Here is a 20,746-nt window from a genome sequence, read left to right as displayed (position 1 = left end):
GAAGACCAAATTTTTCTAGGTTACCGATACAGAATAGCTGAAAACCTCAAAAGTCTAGTAGCTAGACAATATGTCTCACCTTTCTATTAATTTTTGTTATAAATTTAAAAATCACAATATAAAAAGGGGGCACCTATGATACTTAAAAAAGGTGTACTAGTTTTTTCGTTCGTAACGATAACCACTATAGCATTGCTATACGGAGTATCCCCCCAGTGGTTCTTTTCAACTTTTTTGGTTGATTCTCAAATTCCAAATATTGATCAATCTCATATTCTTAGGGCCGTAATGATGCTCTATATTGCTCTCGGGTTATTTTGGTTGTATTGCGCATTTAGTTCCAAATTTCGTGATGCAGGAATAATTGTTCTTGCTCTTTTCTGCGGTGGATTAGTTGCCGGAAGAATTTTGAGTGTAATTATTGATGGATTACCTTCACCAATTTTAATTGTCTATATTCTCATAGAATTCAGCATGGTACCTGTGTGTATCTGGTTACTAAAACGGGAAAAGGCTGAGTCAATCGATTGAGTTGGTTCGCAAACAAACTATTAACCGTTTAATCGAGGTCTCGAGCTGTGAATAAACAAGCTATAATATTTGGCGCGACCGGTGCGGTTGGCCGCCAGCTACTTGATCTCTGTCTCAATGGCGACATTTACCAAAAGGTCACAGTTATTGCTCGGAGATCTGCCTCTTTGTCTCATGCTAAGCTGAACTGGATTGAGGCTGAAATGGATGCACTGGAAAGTTTGCCACCCATTTCTGGCATGGTTGATGGAGACGCATTTTGCTGTCTTGGCACAACCATCAAAGCGGCTGGTAGTAAAGAAGCATTTCGCCTAGTGGATTACGACTATGTAATAAACAGTGTACACTTCGCAAAAAAATGCGGCGTAATGACCTACAGCATGATCAGCGCAGTTGGGGCTGACACAAAGTCGAATAGTTTCTACAATCGTACCAAAGGTGAAGTTGAAGTTGCCGTTATTGCTGAAGAACTTCCTTCTCTACGCATATTTAGGCCTTCACTCCTCAAAGGAAAACGTGACGATTTTCGCCCAATGGAAATAATAAGCAACATCATCTCGTTATTATTGACGCCTCTGTTTTTCTGCGGGCTCCGCAAGTATCAGCCTGTGGAGATCAGAAAACTGGCCCGTGCGCTTTATAAGACTGCAAATGACGGAAGTGCTGGCATGTTGCGGATATATGAAAGCAACGAGCTTCAGTCCTATTAATTCAATCAGTTTAGCTGGATGACTACTCGATACCAGTCAAGGTTATCACATAAGACAAGTTTTCGATCAAAACTTCTATTTCATAAAAACCAGAAAAGCCCCTAACTGTTAAGCTAGGGGCTTTTTATTGCCAAATGGCGGAGAGGGAGGGATTCGAATATATATGATAAGAGTCTGTTTTAATGGAATTTAGATAGTTTTATTTTTGTGGTTACTCAGGGAGTTACTCATGTTTGGCGAAAAAAATAAAAAAATCACCTTCAACGACTTATTATTACAAAAACAACACTTTCTCACACCATTTTATACTTTAAATATTCCACATCCACAAACAATAGAACAAACTTTTCACATATAATCATAAGCACTTGAGAAAAGCTCATCTAAAATCATTAATAACTTCCTTAAAAGTAGCCTCATATAATTTCGTTTATTCGGAATTGCTTAGCCTATACCGCCAAACAGCACAGATTCATAACAAACTTTTCTATAATTAACTTCTGTAAAAACACTGCATAGCGAATCAACGCCATTGACGCTAAAGACGCAATCATACTATGATTGAAATAATATTAACCCATCACGACAACCACTCAATAACATGCATCCCTATATACTTTAGAATATACAGCATAATTCAGAATATTTTTATAATGACAATTTAGTTTTTGGAAAGTTTAAAGGAAACTTATTATGACTATTATTGATCTTCATACAGCTCTACCAGAAGAAAGCTTTGAGAAACAAACTATTAAACTATTACATAAAAAACTAAGTGAAATGAATGAAGCGGACTTTACCAGAATGGCAGTTTGTCCTCTTTTTGAAGCCCTTGGCTATGATGTTATTGATTACAATGGAGGAGCATACGAAGGAGGAAAGGATGTTATCTGCTGGAAAGACGATGAATTTGGAGATCCTGAGCTAACAGTCATTCAAGTTAAGAAATTCAAGTTTACGCCTAAAGCTCGATCTGAAAGAAACTTTTCTGAAGTAGTCACGCAATTGTCTCAAGGCATTCGAGAAAAAGTTCATCATTCCAATGGATCATCGTATTTCCCTAATAAAGTTTACTTGATAACACCATATGACATTGACGCTAGGTCCCTTCAAATGAGATTTGAAGATTACTCTAACTTAAAAGATAGAAATAGAATAAAAACTCTTGCAGGTGTTAATTTTGTAAAAGTGCTAATAGACAAAAGGCCTACGGTTATTCAAGAAATACTAGGAGAAGGTCACAGCATTAAAGGTTCTGCATTTAAAACATTTGGAAATGAAGATTTACTAAGTGCTTTAAATTACCAACATACAATTAATATTGAAGAAATATATAGTGACTTGGAGTTTGTTTTTGGTGGGGCCCAAGATATTTTCTTTAACTCTACTTTTACAGGAGGAAAAACATGTTTAAGCATACCCCTCAAAGAGTGGAAAACTATTAAGAAGAACCTTTTAACATTGAATAAAAATTTGAATTGTGAATTTTTAATATTGGATTTGGATACAATCGAAAAAACATATATTAAAAACGAGTTAGACTATAAAGAAAAAACTGCATTACTCAATAAAATTGATAACAAAATAGACAGATTAGTGACTTCTATCCCTAAAAATTACCATGCCATAAAAAATAGCTTGTCCCAAATAATAGAAGATCTAAAATTAAGAGATAGCCATTTACTCTTTGATTACCAACTCTTATTGGAAGATGTTGACAGCCTTTTACTAAATATTTCAGAAGACCACGATATTTTAGAAAAATATAAAACTAAAATTAATAACATAGTTTTTAGAGTTTCAAATGACAAAACAGAGCCACACAAAAACGCAGATCTTTGGCGACTTATGGATAGTATTTCAAAATCGATAAGCTCTTTAATTGATGAAAAAAATTCTAAAAAACAACTTGAGAAATATCATCAACAGGCCAAATTCAAAGTCGAAATTGATGGATCATGCTTAGCTAAATATCTAAACATACAAAAAAATAAAATATTGTTGGAAATTGAAGAAATAAATAATAAAAACAATTCATTAGACCTAAAAAAACTTCTTGAAGACGTCAATAGAATAGCAACTTCAACAAAAATCATATTCAAAAACAAACGATTTAGAGGTGTTTTGTGCCCTCGTGTTGATAAAAATAGTAAAAGACCCATAATGAAAATATCGATCCATGATGTTTTCAATACCAAAGCTGACCTTCTCGTTCTAGGTGACGCTGGAGCTGGCAAGACAACAAGCTTACAAATGTTTGCAAGAAAAAGTCATCAATCAAAATTAAATAATGAGTTAACTCTTTACCTACCTTTAGCAAAGATATTTTATGGACATCAAAATTATGAGAATAACCTTACGGTAAAGACATTTATTTCACAAATAGCAAGTTACTTTAAATCAGAAAGCATTTCAGCCAACTACGCTGATTTATGCTCATTGTTCTCTAAGTGCGAATGCACTCTATTGCTAGATGGAGTCGACGAGGTAGTAAAAAAATCTAAAGGAATATTGGAAGCGGTAAAAAAATTCAAAAAAAAATATAGTAAGACCAACGTTATCATATCTTCCAGAACAGGTAATTATGCCAATGAAATAGAATTCTTAGGCGTCTATTTGCTACCATTTTCAGAAGGTCAAAGAAACTGTTTCATTAAGGCTTGGTTTTCAGGAAAAGAAATAGATCGATCTGATATAATAATTGATCACTTAAGTGAAAACAGCTGTCTTTCAGAGTTAGTGCGCAGCCCCTTATTGACAACAATTCTATGCGTTCTTGCTGAAAGTGAGACTCCACTTCCCGTAAATGAAATCGAACTATATGGTGAACGAATGCGTTTGCTGCTCGGCCAATATGATATCCATAAAAAAATCAGAAGGGTAACAACAACCCATAGCGAGCGTGAATATATAGCCAGAAAAGTTGCTTTTATACTCCACAACATAGAAAGGCGATACTTAGAGAAAAAAGTACTTTTAAAAAAACTATTCGCTGTAAGTAAATACCCTAAAGAAACAGTCCAGTCAGCCTTATGTGAATTGATTGAACCATGTAATATTTTAGTAACAATGACTTCCGATGGCAAAATAGGTTTTGGACATTTAAGATATCAAGAATACCTTGCCGCTTCTGAGTTAACTCTAAATAGAGGTGCAGGTATTGGTAAGTTAATGGAAAATCCCTGGTGGAAAGGAGCATTAGTTTTATTTTCTCAGGCAACCGATGACATCTCTTTTTTGAGTGGGTGGATAGTTAATCATGGTCACGTTGCAGATGTACTTGATACTTATAATGCAATGATTGATGTAAGATCAGAAGAAGAACAAAATCACTTCAGAGGATGGTTGACTTCTTACTTAGAAAATGCGGACAGGTTGGAGCAACCTACAGAAGTAAGCTATGAAAATTTCATTGATTTTAGATAATGCTGTCTTTAAATTTATACTTTATCTGAAATATAAATTAACCTTGTAACAGAAACTATATTTTCCAAGACACAAATAACTTTGTGGAGATTCCACCAGCCACAAAACCGTTTGTGTCCCCTAAAACCCCCTAAACCTCCCACAAACTTTTTTGTGTGCCACACAGGTTACACAAAACTTACCAGATAACCTTACGTCCCTCAGCTATATTCAAAAGTTCAGGAAAACAAAGAACCGCAGGTTTGCTACCACTTGCTTCGCTTAAAGTGACTAACACATCGTTATCTCTAAGCATTCTCAACAACCCCATTGATGTTTTCTTATTTATTCCAGAGCGAACAATAAAATCTGTAGTTCTAAACAATGGCTTATCAAAAATAGCATCAAGAAGGTTTATAGAATATCTTGAATGAGTGATATCTTGAATCCTTATTTTCATGTCCTCATAAAGATTCATTATTGCAGTAACCTTACGACTATTAGATTTTGCCTGATCAGCTATTGCCTCCAGAAAGAACACAATCCAACCATTCCAATCTCCACTCTGGGAAATAGCCTTTAGCCTTGCGTAATATTCGTTCCTGTGACTCTCCAAGTAGGAACTAAGATAGAACATAGGCTTAGACAGTTTCTTTTTCTGGTACAGAAACAGCGGAATAAGAATACGCCCAATACGTCCGTTACCATCCTTAAAAGGGTGCAACAACTCAAATTGAGCATGAACAACAGCAGACTGAAGCAGCAGGTCAATATCATTGCCTTTTAAATAATTTTGCCATGCCTCTAAATGATCATTCAATTGAAGCGGATTAGGAGGGACAAAAGAAGCCTGTTCAATAGAACACCCCGCACTTCCAATCCAATTTTGATCTTTCCGAAACTCACCGGGAGTCTTGTCCTGCCCGCGTACACTATCCAGTAATAATTTATGAAGCTCTCGAACGAAAGATAATGTTATAGGTCGCTCGTCAAGATATTCTTGTGCAGAATTCAAGGCCTTACGGTAATTAATAATTTCCTGAATATCTTCATACTTAGTGCCCTCTTTGAGCAACCCAGCCTCATGTTCGAGAACCTCATCAACAGTTGCCTGAGTCCCTTCAATCTTGGAAGAAAGAACCGCCTCCTCATTTGTCAAAGGAGAAAGCATTACAGACGGATTCACAATCCCCTGTAACAGTCCATCGTAGCGGGCAAGTTCAGCATTAGCATCACCGACAACGGCAAACAGGCGTTGGTAATCCAACTCTTTCAAAGGTAGTTCACACGGTTCATATGGTTTCATCAGAGCACCTTATATTTAAATCTTTTACTGATAGCTAAAGCATCACAAATGCTTTTACCTTTCAATGCTTCTTCTTTCAACTGCTCATTTTCTAGAGGAACACGCACAAAATATTCTCTTATGCCTTATGCTTTTATTTTCATTGAAGTCAAAACCTCGAAGCGAACACAGTGCTTGCGCGGTCATTATCCTTAAGCGAAATCGAACGAAATAAAGAAGAATTAAAACCGCATCACAACCATTACTTAAAAAAAATAAATTTATTTTATATTTCATAAAACGTCATTTAGTGTCCCACAGCGTCCTTTGACGCAATTCAGTAACACATCAACCTAATTGGATTAATTGGTTTTATATGATATCAATAGCTCCCATATAATTCCACATTTCAATTACGATACGCACCAATTAGGAGCAGACATGGAAAAAACACCACTTTTCACGGAAAAGGAATATTCTGATACTTTTAAGTTATTAGTATTTCTTATTATGGCTGTAGGACTAGAAGCAAATCTAGCAGCCCGCTGTTTCCAATTAGCCGCGATTCTAGCTATAATTCCAGCCGGGCTTTTCTTGGAAGGAAGAAGCCGAATAAAAAAGAAAAAGGCTAAGCAAACTAGAGTACTACGAGACCTGCCAATCACCTGTGAAAATAGCCGACCTTCCCTTCCTAGCGAGCAAAACCTTTTGAGATGTTACCTTTTGCTGTCCACGGCTTTTGTGATTCTTTTACACTACTACCTTAAGAAAAAAGATATCCAGACCAAGAAAGAAATCGAAATTGTAAATAAAACCAGAAAACAACAACCAACTTTAGCTATTCCTCTTCCATGTTCGAAAGAAAGACTCATTAAAGCGAATAGAGTTGAAAAATGGGAGAGGGATAAAGACTTAAAAAATCACTACGCGATAGCTCTCGACAAGATTCTCACGTGGGAAAATTCTGTAAATGAGCCAGTAAGAATACACAAAGAAGCACTCATCCATGGATCTCGGAAATTTTTTAGCTCATACTTCACTCACGGAGTGCCAACGGTATCGAAAGAAATGTTCTTTAAAGAGGTAAGCGGCTATATGGAAAAGACCCCTTCAGTAAAATACATTGAAAAAAGAGCCGCAGAAGCGTGGCAATATCTTCCAGAAGATTTGAAGCTGCTTGGTGGAACAACAGCTAAAAGCCAGAATAAAGAACGATCGAAGTCCCCTTAAAAAAGTTTAAGCCCTAAAATAAATTTAGTATCTTGTTGGATTAATAAGAAAACGTATGATTTCTCCTGATGTCGAAAAAAACAACACAGGAGAAAATTAATGAAAGGTAAAGAAAAAGAACTTCTTTTAAATCCACATGCAGGGTTCCTACGTCTCAAGGATGTCCTCAAAATTATACCTGTAGCCAGAAGCACATGGTTGCGAGGTGTTCAGAGTGGAAGATTTCCACAATCCATTCAATTAACTGAGAGAACTGTCGCTTGGGCTGCGTCTGAAATTTATGAACTTGTAGAGAATCTTCAAAACAAGAATTCTTATCCTTTTGCCAAGGGTAATGAATAATGCCTTACCTAAATGAATTCAAACAAATCTTGGAAGAGCATGGAATCTCTAGCGAGAATTTAATTCGTGACGGTCAGCTGCACCGAACTGCAACGCACACCAAACCTCATAAGAAAAACGCAGCCTACATAATCCATAACAACGATCCTGCAGTTTTGTGGTGGTGTAATTGGGAAACAGGAAATCAGGGTTCATATTCCCCCAAAAACGCTACAGACAACCCTATCGATCAAGCAAAAACACAGGAACGCTTGGCTGACATCAGAAAACAGCAGCTACTAGAGCAAGAGCTACGCCACGCCGAAGCTAAAGAACGAGCTGCAACCATATTACAAAACTGCTTGCCTTGCACGCATAGTGAATACCTACAGCGCAAAAAATTGCCTATTATGGATAACCTTTTCCAAGGTCGAAACGGCGAAATCATAATCCCCATTCTTTCAAAAAATGAGTCCGTACAAAGTTTACAACGTATTTTCCCAGACGGTAAAAAACGGTTCTTAACTGGCGGGAAAATAAACGGTGGATTCTTCTACCTTGGCAAAAATCCTGAAAAAGCAATTTATCTGTGTGAAGGCTATGCCACGGCTGCAAGCGTCTATCTAGCCTCACAAGATACAACTTACCTCTCTTTCTCAGCCAACAACTTAAAACCTGTCGCTTTGTTCTTGCGTAAAAAATAGCCACAAATACCCATAATCATATGTGCCGATGCGGATGAAGCTGGTCAAAAGAATGCTGTAGAATGTCTAGGCATCACGAATTTATCCGTGGCAACTCCTTCTTTTTTAAATATTGAAGGATCAGATTTTAACGACCTACATTTAAGTCAAGGACTTGGAGAAGTATCAAAGCAGATCGAAGCTGCCTACTCTGCGCATATTCAAGCACAAAAATCGCAAGCGCTATGCGCGATTCAATTAGGAGATTTTCTAAAAATGCCCCTACCTAAACGAGGATTTCTGTTGAAACCAGTTATTCCAACTCAAGGGTTAGTCATTATGTATGCGCCTCGTGGAATAGGTAAAACCTTTGCAGCATTAAGCATGGCTCTGGCTATTTCTGGGGGAGGGGAAATTTTTGAATGGCGAGCGTCCAATCAAAGTAGAGTTCTATACGTTGACGGGGAGATGCCAGCAATAGCGATGCAGGAACGCTTGGCATACCTTGCGATGGGAAACAACGTTCCTCCCAACGCCACGAACAACCTCGTACTTGTCACCCCAGACATTCAACCTTGCCCCATGCCGGACTTATCTACTTATGCAGGGCAACAATCCCTTGAACCTTTGTTAAAAGATATTGCTCTTTTGGTTTTAGATAATATTGCCACACTATGCCGGACAGGTAAGGAAAATGAGGCTCAGTCGTGGCAAAACATGCAGTCATGGTTGCTGGACTTAAGGCGCAGAGGGATTGCAGTTCTAATTATCCATCATGCGGGTAAATCTGGAGACCAAAGAGGCACTAGTGCCCGAGAAGATATCATGGACACCGTGATCAGCCTACGCCGCCCTAAACAATATAAAATGACAGAGGGGGCTAGGTTTGAGGTTCACTTAACTAAAGCTCGTGGAATTTCTGGCGAAGATGTAAAGCCCTTTGAAGCACTTCTATGCAGCGAAAAAGAGTCTTTTTACTGGAAAATAAAAGATATCGAAGATGCTGAGTTAGACGAATTAAAGGCGCTTCTATCCGAAGGGCTGAGCATTCGAGACTGTGCTGAAGAAATGGGAAGATCCAAATCCTCAGTGCACAGGCTCAAAAAGAAATTGGAAGCCACGAACTGAAAACAAAATTGACCGCCAGTCCCGCTTTTAAATTCTATAGGTTTCGGGACACTGGGACAATAAAATGCACTCCTAAATTATAACAAAATATTTGCCCCAAAAACCTGCATAAATTCCTCTGGTGAAAAAATAACGCAAAATTCGACTTTGTCCCACTGTACCACCTCCTAGTAGGGAGGACACGGGACAGTGAAATCAAGACTCAATTGCTAGCCCCCCCCTGAAGGATAGAGATGGCAATCACGATTGACACATTATATTCGTGCTAGCTTTACCGAGGTAAGGAGCAAGCCATGTTTTCGTTTCACTTAAACGCTTGCCCTGCGGGGTAGCAATAAATCAAAGCACAAAAAATAAAACCACAAAATGAAAAATAATTATCATAAAAAAACAGGTCGTCCCACTCTCCCTAGCGAGGACGTTAGACAATACGTTATTGGCGTCCGTGTAAATTTAAAAGAACGGACACTGCTAGCTAGTAAAGCCCGAATGTTAAATCTATCTCTTTCGCAATGCTTACGAGAACTATCCATACAAAAGAACATAAACCACTTAATTGTCCCAACCATAAACAGACAAGCTTACGCCGAACTATCAAAGCTTGGAAGCAATCTAAATCAGCTTTTGCAGCTTAGCTATCGCTTAGACAAGAACGCGATCCCAGAGCAATTAATCAACGAAACGCACGAAGCTGTCACAAAACTACGCTGCGACCTGCTAGGCCTAAACAAAGCTGCGAAGAATGATAGCTAAGCTAGTAAAAGGTACAGGATTTCGCGGAGCTTTGGATTATGATCTAGGGAAAGCTGGTGCATCTATTTTAACAACCAATATGGCCGGAAAAGAGCCGAGAGGCTTAGCAAATGAATTTGGAGCTATTCGCAATTTGCGACCTAATTTAAAAAAAGTAGTTTGCCATGCAAGCATTAGTCTGGCTCCACAAGAAAGCCTAACAGACAAGGAATGGCGTGACGTCACGCAAAAATACATACAAGCAATGGGGTTTAGTGACTGCCAATATATTGCGACAAAACATACAGACACAGAACATCCACATATTCACATTGTAGTTAACCGAGTCACCATGAGGGGAGAGGTTGTAAGCGACAGTAATGATTTTAGAAAACAAGAAAAATTAATGCGAGAACTAGAGAAAAAATACGAACTGCAAATTGTTCCAAACAGTAAAGAAGTCAACTCCAAAGCATTAACCAAAAATGAAGTTGAAAAAGCTCTCCGCACAGGAGAATTGCCTATCAGAATGCAACTACAAAAAAAGGTAAAAGAAACTTTAAACACGAACAAAGACCTTAATTTATTCATAAAATCACTAAAAGCAAACAATATTGAAGTACGACTAAACCAAGCCAAAAATGGAAATATCAGAGGCATTAGTTTTGCGCTGAATGGAATAACCATGAAAGGCAGTTCCCTAGGTAAAGGTTACTCTTGGAACGGACTGCAAAAAGGAGGATTATATGAGCAAAATGGAAAAAATAAAGAACTTATCGACTACGAAAGAAGAGGCTCCAGAAGTGGACGAAATCACAATGATGGAAGCCCGCTTGGGATTGTTGAGCCAGCAGGAGCAACACAAGATCGAGAGCAACATGGAGTTGATCAAGCTTTTGAAAAAATTTCAAAAAGTAATCACGGAATCAACTCGGACAGTAGAAAAAACCATCGAAGAAACAAAGGATTTTCCCGTTAAGGCCGTGAAGTTATTAGAAAGGGACGTAAAGCATTGTATAGCGATATGTAATCAAGTCAACAAGCAAGCCGGAAAGGCTCATGATGAGGCATGCGAAGTCTATAACTACATGCAAAATGAAATGCGGAATAACACCTACATAAATATGGGAGTTATGTTTCTTTCTTCGTTTGTTGGGGTTTTGCTTGGGGTGGTGATTATATTGTATACGTTGGGGGTTTTGTAAAAGAGGCTGACTGTCAGATCAAGTCGGAACTAATACATATGACCCACTATTTACGAATTGGTAGGCGAGGGATTAATTTGGGGGCCGATAACGCCCGTATACCCATGATTCATGAGGATAAGTGGAATTAGGGAGAATTTAAAAACTACCAAAAACTAGCTAAAACTACCGACTTTTGTACGCAAATTTGCGGACAGTTTGCTTACAGATATTTTTATTAACTATGCGGGCCGCCACCATTTTCAACGCAAGGTTTTCTGTTAGCAACGGAATCGTTTATCCACAATCATGTCGCAAGATTACATCCAATCCATAATTTGCTAAAAACACTACTCCAATGACGCAAGTGAAGTTTCAAGCTGACTTTCAATATTTGAGTAATATGACAACATCTCATCTAATGCGGCGTATTTACGGATTAAATCAGTTTCAAGCAAATCAAGCCGTGCGCTTTCATCATAAATTTCATTTTCATAATTAGTGCAAGAACTTTCATAGCTACTAATCAATAACGGGATGGAACCAGTTTCGACATCTGTAATATCTGAACATAAATCAGCGATTTCCCCGGCTTTTCCTTGCTTAACCGAAATTGTCGCAGAGTAAACTCCATCCGTAGTTTCTGTTCCTTCCAAATAAAGACCGTTTGCATCGCTATCTCGCTGAGCAAGCATGGTATTCCCATCTATCAGCATATCAACACCATTAATTGTTGCAGAAACAATCACCCCACCCGACACTTCATACTCAACATCATACTCCCCCGCAGAAGTTAATCCGCTGATGCTTGAAATTATTTCCAGCGAGGAATTACTTGAAGAAGCTTCACCTGATGCGGAAAAAAGCTCTGCTACGGTTTCCGGTGAATCAGTAAGAGCTTCGTTAAGCTCATCATAATCTATGACGAGTTGCCCGAAAGTAGCAGATCCCTGCTCTGAATCTGTGGAAATTCCTACCATTGAAAGAGAAGAATAAAGATCACCGCTTCCCGTTTCACTGTCATAACGTTCAAAGCCTTGACCAATAGAAGATAAAATTAATTTGATCTGATTATAAACCAAATCCAAAGTACTATCGTTTAATTTAAAAGAGGATTCATCTTCATCATCTGAATTAGTATCAAGACGGCCTGTAACACTTTGAATATCATAAATAATCTGGTTAATCTCTGTAACAAATGTTTCAACCTTTTCAATCATGCCCTCGGTATCGTAACTAATACCAACCTCTATACCATCTTGATCTGTAGTGCTGTTCAAAGTAAGGGTTACATTGTTAATAAGGTCGTCAACAGTATTTGAATCTCTTTCAAGCCACTCATCCGCACCGGAAGGATAGCCATTAATTTTGAGATATGCGTTCTGTGCCTGCTGGGTATTATTAAAATCTGCGGCAGTTAATGAATCCAGTGCGCTGAGATCCTTTATTTCAATTAAATTAGCGGCTCCTGTTTCCTCGCCCGAAAAACTTAAATGATAATTTGCTCCGTCATAGATAAGCGATGCTTCAATTTTATCATCAAACTTACTGCTTTGATTTATCTGATTTACTAATTCTTCAGCGCTTGTTCCTGCTGAAATATCCAGTGAAATATCCTCACCGGCATAAGATAATATTATGGATGAATCCGTACTGCAAAGTATTGTGTCGTAGGATGCAATGTCATAATCTTCAGCTACCCAAGTATCTTTTTTTGCAAGCTGATTAATAACGACATTATGCGAACTCGGCTCCGCCCCGTCCTCGACAATGGCACTTAGCTCATCGCCTGAGATTGAACCTGTATAACTATAAAATTCTTCAACTTCATCCATTTCCTGCATGATTACAGACAGACTGAGAAGTTCCTCATCAAGAGTTGTGAGAACCTCTACTGCATTTTCTGCATATACGAGGTCTTCTTCATATTGCGTCTTTTTGTATGACTCAGCTTCGATTGTTATATCAATAATGTTTTCAAAATCGGTCCCATTACCAAGACCTGAAAAAGTAACAGCTCCAGAAATTGAAGTTGAAGAATAAGACAGGACATCCGATGAAAGCGAAGAAATAGCCATGCCGCACTCCTATATGTAGTCCATTATGCTGGAACTTATTATTTCTGCGGAAGACTTAAGAACCGCCTCATAAATATATGAGGCCTGACTCAGTTCAATTGAAAGCTGTGCTGTATTTGCATCTTCTTCCGAACTTATCGCTGAAGCCACCCGTTCTCTTGAAAGTGACAAACTGCTCAGTATAAATGATATTTTCTCTTCACTGGAACCAATATCAGCTGAAACTGTTGTTATGGTTTCGTGCCCGTCACGCAACTTTTCAAGACAACTTGCAACCCCGGCTTCATCTCCAATCTCCAGATATGCGATCGCATCATTAATGGTTTCAAAGAGATTAGGTTCATCGTAGGGAACTCCTGTTTCTGGATCTACTCCGCCAAAAGCTTCATGTCCGACAGTATTTACATCAACATCCAAACTCTCCGAAATAGCGACCGACATAGCCTTATCAGAACCATTATAAGATAGCGCAGTACGCACTATAAATTGACTGCCTTCTCCATCATCGGCAGCAGTAAGGACTGTCCCTGCATTCATCTCAACGGAGATATCTCCAAGATTAAGATTCATTTCGGGAGGCACGGCGGTTCCATCCATTGTTCCTGTTTCCCAGGAATCACCACCATTAGTTGAAAATTTATAATCTATGGAGTCTACACCGACTATCCCGTCTGAAGTAAATTCAACCCACACACTATCTTCCAACTCTCCTGTAATCTCTACAATATCAGTCAGAGCAGGCGAATCTCCATTCAGAGTCACTCCTGTGGTATATTCATAAGGAGAAGTATCAGTCGCTTCACCGGAAAACAGGTAATCATCACCAGATTTAGCATTTGCAATATCTACCAATGAGTCCATATAAGACCTCATTTCTTCTGCCATCATCTGGCTCTGTACGAGATTGAATGTTCCGGTTGCCCCCTGCTCGGCTTGCTCAAGTACTGAACTCATTATTTCGCTTGCCTGAACCAACAAATCATCCGCAGTGCCTAAAATTCCATTTGCAATCGTTCCATTTTCACTCTGAGATGCAAGACTTTCATCATAAGTCCTCAACTTCATGACATTTCCCATTCCAGCAGGATCATCTGACGGAGCATTCAATCTCTTTTGAGAACTTGTCTCTTTATTAAGCTCAGTCAGTCTGACCAAAGAAGAATTGATACTATTCAGGCTCTGTGCATAAATTTGGGTGGTGCTGATTCGCATAACTGCTCCTGATTACATCATACCGAGAATGGTATCGAACATATCGCGCGAGACGGAGATAATCTGACATGCAGCCTCATACTGTTGTTGCTGGCGGGTAAGATTGATCATCTCTTCATCCACGTTGACTCCGCTGACAGAGGCTTGCTGATCATAATAAAGCTGAGCCGCAGACGAATCACATATAATCTGAGTCTCTGCTGTTGCGGCGGCAGCTCCAACTCCGGAAACAACCCCTGAAAGATATTCAGAAAGAGATGCCACCTGCGAAGATGTTTCATTTCCAATTGTAATGGCCTTTGTCATCAATTCATTGATGGATTTTGCCGTGTCATTACTACCTGAGGAAACGAGTCCGTCGGTTCCGACTTCTCCGCAGTTTACATGCGAGGGATCACCTTGAATGTACGAATTTACACCGATATCTGAAGCATCACTTCCTTCAAAAAAAGTATTGATTCCTGCCGCAGCCAGAAAACCGGAACTGTCATCTGCCAGCTCAAAACTCACATCAGTAGCGGATTGTAATTTGAGAAACCCTTCTGAATCTACAGAGGCAGTCAGTGTACCGGGGAAAGCCGTATTTATGGCATTTACAACATCATCAAGAGAATCTGTGGAGGGATTGATAGAGATAGACGCATTGGACAAAACTGTTCCATCCGCATCATAGGTATATATTGAAAATTCGCCTGATTCTATATTATCAGCATATGTAAGCCCGCTGTTTGAAAGTGTCGCGGCTTGGTCATCGAAGCTATACGTTCCCTCAAGGGCAAGATGAGATGTGAGTCCTGCCCCTTGCGAATGAACCGCATTTACTTCCCAGATTAACGCTGCTGCCATATCATCAATGTTACTCATGACAGGAAGTAATTCGTCATCCCTAACCTTTAATAATCCTGACAGGCTGCCGCCAGTACTCCTGTTTGAAACATCTTTCCCGCTAGCATCGGTCATGGGAGTACAATTTATTAAAGAAGAATCATTCCCCTGCCAGTAAAGACCACTCTTCGGGACGATGGTATAACGGTCCCCTTCAGTATGATCAGTGGTTCCGCCTGAAAAATAGACATCTACACCTTCGATATTGACTGAATTATCAACATCACCTGCGGTATAAATAAGTGTGTTGCCATTTTCATCTTCAGCCCATGTTTTTCCACCATCAAATGAAACTTTAAATTTTGCACTTCCATCCGGTCCAGATGACGTAAATTCTAAAAGAAGCTCTTCACTCGAAGATCCCGAAAAGTTCACATCTCCGGTATAAGTCGATTCGGGCATCAGTGATTCTGTGCTTCGTGCTGATGTGTAAACAAGATTATGAGTTTCAGCTCCTTCTACGAGAGGCATACCACTTTCGGTATAAATCTTTACCTGTCCATCACTGGGAACAACTTCGGATATACCTATTATTTCATCAAGTTCACGAATCATCTGATCGCGACTTGCAACTAATTCATAATTATCAGGAGAAGCTGAAATCTGCTCATTTAAAAGGGCTATCCCATCAATATACTCATTTGCGCTCGCAACCTGCTCACTAATTTCATCCTCAATGGTATATTGCATCTTCTTAAGTTCAGCAGACGTGGAATTAAGCGAATAAACCAAAGATTCAGCTTCACCGAGCAATGCCTCACGCTCTGAGGAAGAGTTGGGATACATAGATAATTCTGCCCATGAAGTAAGGAAAGCATCCTGAGTTGTCCCGAGTCCATCATCAGCACTTTGATTCAAAATTGAATCCATCTGTGAGAGATAACTTGAAGAAGCTTTGCTGGCAGCCAGATCAGCTGAAGCAGCCAAATATTGATCTTCAATGAAGCTGTCCCAATTTGCCTGAATAGCAATAATGTCAGCACCGGTACCAAGACTGTTGCCACCAACATTAATATTACCTGTACTGTCGTAAACGGCGTCTGCACGCTGATATCCAGTAGTTTCCGCATTAGCGATATTATTGGATGTGGTATTAATGGAAACCTGAGCATTATTAACGGCCTTGGAACCGATATTAAATAAGTTACTAATCATGGTTCATGCTCCCTTGAAAATTCAAACTTCAAATTAAATCTCTGCTGACAATCGCAGAAAATTACGCTGCCAGCAGAGATTTCACATCAGCACCTAGCGTTTGAGACTCAAAGCTGTTTCAATCATACTATTCGCTGTGGTCACAACTTTACTATTGGCCTGATATGAAGCTTGAATAATAATCAACTTGGTCATTTCAGAGGCTAAATCAACATTTGAAGCTTCAAGAGCATTCGAAACAACTGACCCGAAACCGGCAGTTCCGGCAGTTCCTATAATTGCTTCCCCTGATTCAGTTGTCGCACTGAATAGGTTGCTACCATTTGCCTTGAGCCCGTTTTTATTATTGAAATCAGCAAGGCCAAGCTGATAAAGTTCAATACTCTGGCTATTTGAATAATTCCCGCTAATTATACCATTTTCATCGACAGTTACTGAGAGTAAGGCCCCTGTAGGATAGCCGTCCTGACCTGCACTGTAGGTCGCGGAGGAAGTGTCACTGTAACTAGTCGTTGCACCCGTTCCCAATTCGACATCTTCAAAAGAAGGTAGGTCGGAGTAGTCAGTCGTTGCGGTTATATCTGCCAGAGTCTTAATGGTTGAACCTGTTGACCATCCTCCGTTGGAACCTACATCTGCTCCGGGATTAGACATGCCGAAACTGAAAGCCACTTCCTGTCCCTCAGTACTTCCTGTGAAGTTCACATTCATTTCCGGAATCCCAGAATCACTAAAGGAGGCTAGTTCCCAGTTTGCGGCATCTTTTGCATTTGAAGAAACAGGAGTGTCGGTAAGCGTGAAGGAAGACATTGAGGTCATTTGACCTTCGGAATTAAAAACCAATGTCCCGGTCATGAGCATACCTGCTCCGCTGGTCGTATTCATGTCTGTTCCACCGAATGAACGCTGATCTTCTTCGGGATCACAGGAAACTACATATTCCCAGATAATATTACCGTCGGAATCGGTGCTTACAGGATCCATATAAGTTGTAAGGTCATGGGCAGAACCATTTTCATCATAAATGGTCATAGTTGATGAATAGCTATATCTGGAGTCATCAAGTGGCGGGGCTTCAGTTCCGTCATATAAATTAAATTCAGAAGTATATGGATTTGAAGTAATTGCACTATCCACACTCTGTGAATCAAGATTCATAGACAATGAAACTTCACTTGTGGCGTTAGGAGGAGACTGAGATTGATCCAGAACAACATTGGTAAGTGAACCCGAGGCAGATCCTTCGTTAACGACCCAGCCCTGCACATTATTGCCATAGGGGTCTACGAGATTACCGTCTTTATCAAAATCGAAATTTCCTGCTCTCGAATAATATTTAGTGCCGGTATCCGGATCTACAACTATATAATAACCATCTCCATTCAAAGCTACATTAGTGGATGTACTGGATGTTTCATACGAACCTTGCGTATAATCAGTATTAACAGTCGCGACGGCAGCTCCGTTACCTACCTGATCACCACCGCTTCCAGTTGTAATAGTGGAGTAAAAAACATCTTCGAATGTAGCATAAGAGCCTTTGAATCCTACAGTACTGGAGTTAGCCAAGTTATTACTGACTACGGAAGTAGCCTGACTGTTAACATTAAGACCCGATATCCCAGTATATAATGAACTTGTGATTCCCATTTTATTTCTCCTTTTACCCTGATCAGGACACTAACGTTACGTCAGCAATAGAAACTTCTCTTCCATCATCAAGAATGAGCAGCGTTCCTGAATTTTCTTGATTGATACTTTTCACAGTTCCGATGGACGAAAGTGAAACATCTATACTGCTACCGTTTTCATCGTAAGCAGTGGCAACAAGATAATAATCCCCGTCAGTCGAGAGTTTTCCACTGGGATTAAGTTCAGCCTGCCCATACAGAGATTCACTCGCAGAAACATTTGAGAACTCTCTTGTGTCCACAATACTTCCACCCGAATTATAGATATTGATGCTGAGAAGAGCTGCATCTTCATCAAGATTAAGCGTCACATCTGAAGCAACACCATCTTCCACTTCAACAACACCTCCAGCGGCCATAACATCCTGCCCGAGATAACTGGAGCTGCTAACGGCAGAAAGAGAACTAAGCTGATCAATAATAGTATTTAAACTTTCATTAGTTTGAGTCTGTTCATCCAGCGATGAATACGCTGTCATCTGGTTAATCATTTCAGTGTTATCAACCGGATTAGTGGGGTCCTGATATTCCATCTGAGTGGTAAGAAGTGTCATAAAATCAACCTGACTGAGGCTGGAGCTGCTGCTTAAATTGTCCTCTGCAACAGTGGTTGAATTTGCCGTTGTGTAACTAACACCTGAGATGCTCATGATACGATCCTCCTTTCGCTTTCCGCTCCGAAGTAGCGGCGCAATTTAGTGATTGCCTGGTGCTTGACGCTCCGAACTGTCTGTGGCGAAATGCCCAGCTGTTCCGCAACTTCAACAGCACGCAAGTCTCCCCAGAAGATCATCTTGATCACTTGTGTTTGCCTCTCTGAAAGCATTCCTCTAGGGATTTTTAATGTATAATTTTGACTTTCTACAACTGATGGTTCAGTGTATTCATCTATAATGAGAGTATTGCGATACATTTTACGCATATAATCAATAGTAACAGATCTACTAATGATGTATAACCATGTATTAAGTGAGCTTTTATCAGAAGAATACTTTGTGATATAATTATGTTTAATTATTTTGAATGCTACTTCTTGAAATATCTCATCAACTTCAAACTGTTTAATACAATTGAATTTGCTCTTTAAAAAAGTTCCAATATCATTTTTAATCTTAATATTATTATCTTTAAAGAATTGATCAACATTAATTGCATTCTTATTATCATATATACTATGTATATTTTCTTTCATTGCTCCTCCTATGCGTAGAAGTAAGCAACTAGTGATCCCTAATACATTAATACAATATTATTTATTGTTCGTATCGAGGTAAGATAAATCGAAGTTTTGTTAAAAACATAAAGTGGTAATAAAGGATTCGGCCTGAAAATTAATAGTTCTTAATCGTAATTCTCTGAAAAATTTGTTCAGCAATTAAAACCGTCATTTTTTTGTTTAGAGTGGAAAGATGTGCCCTAAAAACACTACAAGACTAGGCCAAAACCGCTATAGACAAAGGGCTAGCGGCAAATATTGCTGACGTTAAACATGATAAATTTGAGTTCAACGGCATTATCTTTGGGCAGCACAGAGAATCTTGCCTTGAACCCAATAGATAAGTAGACAGGGGGGCGATTTGACATAAAAAAGACCCGGATAAACCGGGTCTAAATCTTGCCACTCAGCATCTTGAAGAGAGCTAACCAATCAGCTGAAGAGCCATTTGTGGCAAAGAATTTGCTTGTGAAAGCATTGCTACAGCAGACTGGGTTATGATCTGCTGCTTTGAGTAATTGGTCATCTCAGTCGCAACGTCCACATCTGAAATCTGTGATTCTGCGGCCTGAAGGTTTTCCGCCTGAATCTGCAAGTTAGAGATTGTTGCCCCGAGTCTATTCTCAAGAGCTCCGAGGTTCGCCCTTATCTTATCCTTTGAGACAATCGCGTTATCAAGAGCTTCGAGTGAAGCCTGAGCTTGTTCCTGAGTAGACACAGTGAATCCGGCACCTTCAGTACTCTGATTACCGATTCCAAGAGAAGACGCTGTGCAGTTTCCAATTTCAACACTGTACTTATCTTCTGCGGAATCATTACCAGTTCCAAAATGAACAACCAGAGCAGAATCACCACTAAGGTTTCCATTAAGGAGATGAATTCCATTGAAATCGGTAGCACTCGCAATACGGGTGATTTCCGAAGCCATAGCCTGATACTCCTGATCAATTAATGCGCGCTGATCTGAAGTATATGTTCCGGTAGCGGCCTGCTCTGCTAATTCCTTCATACGGATAAGCTTTTCATCAACTACAGAAAGCGCACCGTCAGCGGTCTGAATCATTGAAATACCATCATTGGCATTTCTAACTCCCTGGCTGAGAGTGGAAATGTCAGAACGCATGAGCTCACGCACAGCAAGCCCTGCGGCATCATCAGCAGCAGAATTGATCCTTAGACCAGACGCCATCTTCTCTGTAGAACTACCTAATGCACTATACGCATCATTAAGGTGGCGAGCTGCTGAATTAGCCATTGTGTTGTTGTTAATTACTAATGACATAAAAACCTCCGTGTTTCG

General features: G+C 39.5%; 17 protein-coding genes. 9 read left to right on the top strand and 8 right to left on the bottom strand.

Annotation, left to right across the window (positions count from 1 at the left end; translation table 11 throughout):
- Nucleotides 1–135 precede the first annotated feature (135 nt).
- The 3 genes from BLT41_RS13930 (at nucleotide 136) to BLT41_RS13920 (ending at nucleotide 4,667) form a co-directional block, all read left to right on the top strand.
- The gene (locus tag BLT41_RS13930) at nucleotides 136–531 is read left to right on the top strand and encodes a DUF4345 domain-containing protein (protein WP_092162191.1); all 396 of its coding nucleotides are present in this window, start codon (nucleotides 136–138) and stop codon (nucleotides 529–531) included.
- A 47-nt stretch (nucleotides 532–578) separates the two neighbouring features.
- Nucleotides 579–1,241, top strand: coding sequence for an NAD(P)H-binding protein (locus BLT41_RS13925; RefSeq protein WP_092162190.1), 663 nt, complete (start codon nucleotides 579–581; stop codon nucleotides 1,239–1,241).
- Between the two features lie 693 nt (nucleotides 1,242–1,934).
- Complete coding sequence (locus BLT41_RS13920) at nucleotides 1,935–4,667, top strand: NACHT domain-containing protein (protein ID WP_092162189.1); 2,733 nt, start codon at nucleotides 1,935–1,937, stop codon at nucleotides 4,665–4,667.
- A 178-nt stretch (nucleotides 4,668–4,845) separates the two neighbouring features.
- On the opposite strand, the gene BLT41_RS13915 is transcribed toward BLT41_RS13920, so the two are convergent.
- The gene (locus tag BLT41_RS13915) at nucleotides 4,846–5,952 is read right to left on the bottom strand and encodes a Fic family protein (protein WP_092162188.1); all 1,107 of its coding nucleotides are present in this window, start codon (nucleotides 5,950–5,952) and stop codon (nucleotides 4,846–4,848) included.
- Nucleotides 5,953–6,372: 420 nt separating this feature from the next.
- On the opposite strand from BLT41_RS13915, the gene BLT41_RS13910 reads away from it, so the two are divergent.
- From BLT41_RS13910 to BLT41_RS13890, 6 genes are all read left to right on the top strand, one after another.
- Entirely contained in the window at nucleotides 6,373–7,161 is a 789-nt protein-coding gene (locus BLT41_RS13910) for a hypothetical protein (protein ID WP_092162187.1), read from the top strand.
- A gap of 99 nt (nucleotides 7,162–7,260) precedes the next feature.
- Entirely contained in the window at nucleotides 7,261–7,503 is a 243-nt protein-coding gene (locus BLT41_RS13905) for a helix-turn-helix transcriptional regulator (RefSeq protein WP_092162185.1), read from the top strand.
- Nucleotides 7,503–8,186 carry a primase/helicase family protein gene (locus BLT41_RS17700; RefSeq protein WP_244512289.1) on the top strand — a complete coding sequence of 228 codons (684 nt, stop codon included), beginning with the start codon at nucleotides 7,503–7,505 and terminating at the stop codon, nucleotides 8,184–8,186. Before BLT41_RS13905 ends, BLT41_RS17700 begins: the two co-directional genes overlap by 1 nt.
- Before the next feature lie 255 nt (nucleotides 8,187–8,441).
- Nucleotides 8,442–9,293, top strand: coding sequence for an AAA family ATPase (locus tag BLT41_RS17695; RefSeq protein ID WP_244512288.1), 852 nt, complete (start codon nucleotides 8,442–8,444; stop codon nucleotides 9,291–9,293).
- 366 nt (nucleotides 9,294–9,659) lie between these two features.
- A complete protein-coding gene (locus BLT41_RS17845; protein ID WP_092162184.1) occupies nucleotides 9,660–10,046 on the top strand; it encodes a plasmid mobilization protein in 387 nt (128 codons plus the stop codon).
- Nucleotides 10,036–11,004 (top strand): relaxase/mobilization nuclease domain-containing protein, encoded by a 969-nt coding sequence (locus tag BLT41_RS13890; RefSeq protein WP_092162182.1) that lies wholly within the window; start codon nucleotides 10,036–10,038, stop codon nucleotides 11,002–11,004. The genes BLT41_RS17845 and BLT41_RS13890 overlap by 11 nt, the downstream gene beginning before the upstream one ends.
- Before the next feature lie 555 nt (nucleotides 11,005–11,559).
- On the opposite strand, the gene fliD is transcribed toward BLT41_RS13890, so the two are convergent.
- From fliD to BLT41_RS13850, 7 genes are all read right to left on the bottom strand, one after another.
- Nucleotides 11,560–13,287, bottom strand: coding sequence for a flagellar filament capping protein FliD (gene fliD, locus BLT41_RS13880; RefSeq protein WP_092162179.1), 1,728 nt, complete (start codon nucleotides 13,285–13,287; stop codon nucleotides 11,560–11,562).
- Nucleotides 13,288–13,296: 9 nt separating this feature from the next.
- Nucleotides 13,297–14,499 (bottom strand): flagellin N-terminal helical domain-containing protein, encoded by a 1,203-nt coding sequence (locus tag BLT41_RS13875; protein ID WP_092162178.1) that lies wholly within the window; start codon nucleotides 14,497–14,499, stop codon nucleotides 13,297–13,299.
- Nucleotides 14,500–14,511: 12 nt separating this feature from the next.
- Nucleotides 14,512–16,539 (bottom strand): flagellar hook-associated protein FlgK, encoded by a 2,028-nt coding sequence (gene flgK / locus BLT41_RS13870; protein ID WP_092162177.1) that lies wholly within the window; start codon nucleotides 16,537–16,539, stop codon nucleotides 14,512–14,514.
- A 93-nt stretch (nucleotides 16,540–16,632) separates the two neighbouring features.
- The gene (locus BLT41_RS13865) at nucleotides 16,633–18,189 is read right to left on the bottom strand and encodes a flagellar hook protein FlgE (RefSeq protein ID WP_092162176.1); all 1,557 of its coding nucleotides are present in this window, start codon (nucleotides 18,187–18,189) and stop codon (nucleotides 16,633–16,635) included.
- A gap of 22 nt (nucleotides 18,190–18,211) precedes the next feature.
- Nucleotides 18,212–18,880: a flagellar hook assembly protein FlgD gene (locus BLT41_RS13860; RefSeq protein ID WP_092162175.1), complete on the bottom strand. Its 669-nt coding sequence runs from the start codon at nucleotides 18,878–18,880 to the stop codon at nucleotides 18,212–18,214.
- A complete protein-coding gene (locus BLT41_RS13855) occupies nucleotides 18,877–19,422 on the bottom strand; it encodes an RNA polymerase sigma factor (protein WP_092162174.1) in 546 nt (181 codons plus the stop codon). The genes BLT41_RS13860 and BLT41_RS13855 overlap by 4 nt, the downstream gene beginning before the upstream one ends.
- A gap of 448 nt (nucleotides 19,423–19,870) precedes the next feature.
- Nucleotides 19,871–20,728, bottom strand: a complete 858-nt coding sequence (locus BLT41_RS13850) for a flagellin N-terminal helical domain-containing protein (RefSeq protein WP_092162170.1) — start codon at nucleotides 20,726–20,728, stop codon at nucleotides 19,871–19,873.
- Nucleotides 20,729–20,746: the final 18 nt, after the last annotated feature.

The sequence above is a fragment of the Maridesulfovibrio ferrireducens genome (assembly GCF_900101105.1).
Lineage (GTDB): Bacteria > Desulfobacterota > Desulfovibrionia > Desulfovibrionales > Desulfovibrionaceae > Maridesulfovibrio > Maridesulfovibrio ferrireducens.
The sequence above is the reverse complement of the archived record's forward strand: the minus strand, read 5'-3'. Positions and strand labels throughout refer to the sequence as shown.